Raw genomic sequence first — 2910 nt, 5'->3', positions numbered from 1 at the left:
CGACAGCATCGTGCGCTTTGCCTACCGCAATGGCGAACTGAAGGCCTCCGGCGACCCGGAAACCATCGTCGGCAACATCCCCGCCAGTCATCACTGGACCCGCGATATCGCCTTCTCGCCGGACGGCAAGACGCTTTACCTTTCGGTCGGCTCGGGATCGAATGTCGCCGAGGACATGGGCCGGGAGCCGAAAGGCGGACTCGATGCCTGGGCGAAATCGCAGCCGCTGGGTGCAGCCTGGGGTTCTGAAGACGGCCGCGCCGACGTGCTGACCTTCGATCCCGATGGCAAGAACGGCCGCATCTTTGCCGCCGGCCTGCGCAACTGCTCGGGTATGACCGTGCAGCCGGCGACCGGCGCGCTGTGGTGCGTCGTCAACGAACGCGATGCGCTTGGCGACAATGTGCCACCCGAATACGCGACCGTGGTCAAGGAGGGTGCCTTCTATGGCTGGCCCTGGTACTATATCGGCAACAATGAGGATCCGCGCCACAAGGGTGAGCGCCCCGATCTTGCCGGCAAAACGACCGTTCCCGATGTGCTGATGCAGGCGCATTCGGCGCCGCTCACCATCGCCTTCTACGAGGGGAAGAGCTTTCCAGCTGAATACAAGGGCGATGCGTTCGTCGCTCTGCATGGTTCATGGAACCGCGGCAACAGGACCGGCTACAAGGTGGTGCGGTTGCTGTTCAAGGACGGCAAGCCGACCGGCGCGTATGAGGATTTCATCACCGGCTTCGTCGTTTCCAACGGTGAGGTCTGGGGCCGGCCGGTCGGCGTGGCGATTGCGAGCGACGGTGCGCTGATCGTCAGCGAGGACGGCAACGGCACCATCTGGCGTGTCACCCATGGCGACGGTCCGTCCTGATCTGCTCAGGTAACGCAGGCCCCCTCACCCGGATTGCCAACCGAATTGCGAAGAGCAATTCGGGAACAATCCGACCTCTCCCCGAGGGGAGAGGAGTCAGCAGACGCTGGCGCCCGTCTCTTCTCCCCTCGGGGAGAAGGTGGCCGCGAAGCGGCCGGATGAGGGGGCTTCGTAAGGCGAGCCCTCGATATCTGGTGCAATGGAATCCGGCCCCAGGGAATTCAATCTTGGCCTGTCCCATGCAATAAAACGCTCTGATCCGAGACCAGTGCCATGACCCTTACCGGATTCCTCGCCTATAGTGCGGCCCTCGGCATCGCCGCCGCGATTCCTGGTCCCGGCATCACCGCGCTGGTCGCCCGTGCGCTCGGCTCAGGCTTCCGCTCGTCGCTGGCGATGTCGTTTGGCCTGATGGTTGGCGACATCACCTATCTGACCGCCGTGGTGCTTGGCCTCGCCTTCGTCGCACAATCCTTCGGCATGGTTTTCCTGGCCATCAAATGGCTCGGCGTCGCCTATCTCGCCTTTCTCGGCTGGCGCTTCTGGAACAGCGGCATCACGCCCGAGACCGTCGAGGCCGGAAAAGGCAAGGGCGGCTTGCTGTCGAGCTTTGCCGCCGGCCTGACCGTTACCCTCGGCAATCCGAAGACGATGATCTTCTATCTCGCGATCACGCCGACCATCGTCGACCTGAAAACCATCACGCTGGCGGATTACGGCATCCTCGTCGCGCTGACCGTTGTCGTCCTGTTGGTGGTGCTGGTGCCGTATCTGGCGCTGGCGGCCAAGGCGCGCTGGTTTCTGAAATCGCCCCGCGCGCTCAAGGCGCTGAACCGCACGGCGGCCGGCTTCATGGTCGGTGCTGCTGCAGCGATTGCCGCTCGGCAATAGAGAGCTTTCCGCCAAAGCATTTCGCAAACGGGCCTTTGCGAGAAATGCTTTTCCGGGACGGCACGGTTTTAGACACAGGGCCCACTCGGATATTTTCAGCCGACAGTCTATCTTGCGCGACCGAAGGCCCTATCTTGCCGGCTGCAATTCCACTGCCTGAAATCCTTACTCGCCTGAAATTCTGGGAGCGAAACCAATGAACAAGCCCGTCACAGCCCGTGTGCCCGGTCGCGGCCGCGTCTACAATTCCATCACCGATACGATCGGCGACACGCCCCTGGTGCGGCTCGACAAGTTCGCCAGGGAAAAGGGCATCGTCGCCAATCTCATCGCCAAGCTCGAATTCTTCAATCCGATCGCCTCGGTCAAGGACCGCATTGGCGTGGCGATGATCGAGGCGCTTGAGGCATCAGGCAAGATTTCTCCCGGCAAGACAACGCTGATCGAACCGACGTCGGGCAACACCGGCATCGCGCTTGCCTTCGCCGCCGCGGCCAAGGGCTACAAGCTGATCCTGACGATGCCCGAAACAATGTCGGTCGAGCGCCGGAAAATGCTGGCGCTGCTCGGCGCCGAGTTGGTGCTGACCGAGGGTCCGAAAGGTATGAAGGGCGCCATCGCCAAGGCCGACGAACTGGCAGCGACGATCCCCAATGCGATCATCCCGCAGCAGTTCGAGAACCCGGCCAATCCGGAAATCCACCGCACGACGACGGCCGAGGAAATCTGGAACGATACGCATGGCGAGGTCGATATCTTCGTCGCCGGCATCGGCACCGGCGGCACCATCACCGGCGTCGGCCAGGTGCTGAAGAAGCGCAAGCCCTCCGTGCATGTCGTCGCCGTCGAGCCCGACTCCTCGCCGGTTCTGTCGGGCGGCCAGCCCGGCCCGCACAAGATCCAGGGCATCGGCGCCGGTTTTGCGCCCAAGATCCTCGACACGACGATCTATGACGAGATCGTCAAGGTGTCGAACGAGGATTCGGTGGCCAATGCCCGCCTCGTCGCCCGCCTCGAAGGCGTGCCGGTCGGCATCTCTTCGGGCGCCGCCCTGCAGGCGGCCATCGTCGTCGGCTCGCGGCCGGAGAACAAGGGCAAAAATCTTGTGGTGGTCATCCCGTCCTTCGCCGAGCGCTATCTGTCGACAATCC

At 63.0% G+C, this 2910-nt stretch carries 3 protein-coding genes; all 3 read left to right on the top strand.

The window, feature by feature from the left end:
* On the top strand, positions 1–868 hold an 868-nt coding region (locus ENZ74_RS27475; protein ID WP_164761253.1), incomplete at its 5' end, for a PQQ-dependent sugar dehydrogenase.
* 273 nt (positions 869–1141) lie between these two features.
* On the top strand, positions 1142–1759 hold the full coding sequence (locus ENZ74_RS27470; protein WP_013528636.1) for a LysE family translocator: 618 nt from the start codon (positions 1142–1144) through the stop codon (positions 1757–1759).
* 196 nt (positions 1760–1955) lie between these two features.
* Positions 1956–2910, top strand: a 955-nt coding sequence (gene cysK / locus ENZ74_RS27465) for a cysteine synthase A (protein ID WP_127313133.1), incomplete at its 3' end; no start/stop codon positions are given.

Source organism: Mesorhizobium sp. M7A.F.Ca.CA.002.15.2.1 (assembly GCF_003998715.1).
Classification (GTDB): domain Bacteria; phylum Pseudomonadota; class Alphaproteobacteria; order Rhizobiales; family Rhizobiaceae; genus Mesorhizobium; species Mesorhizobium ciceri.
The sequence above is the reverse complement of the archived record's forward strand: the minus strand, read 5'-3'. Positions and strand labels throughout refer to the sequence as shown.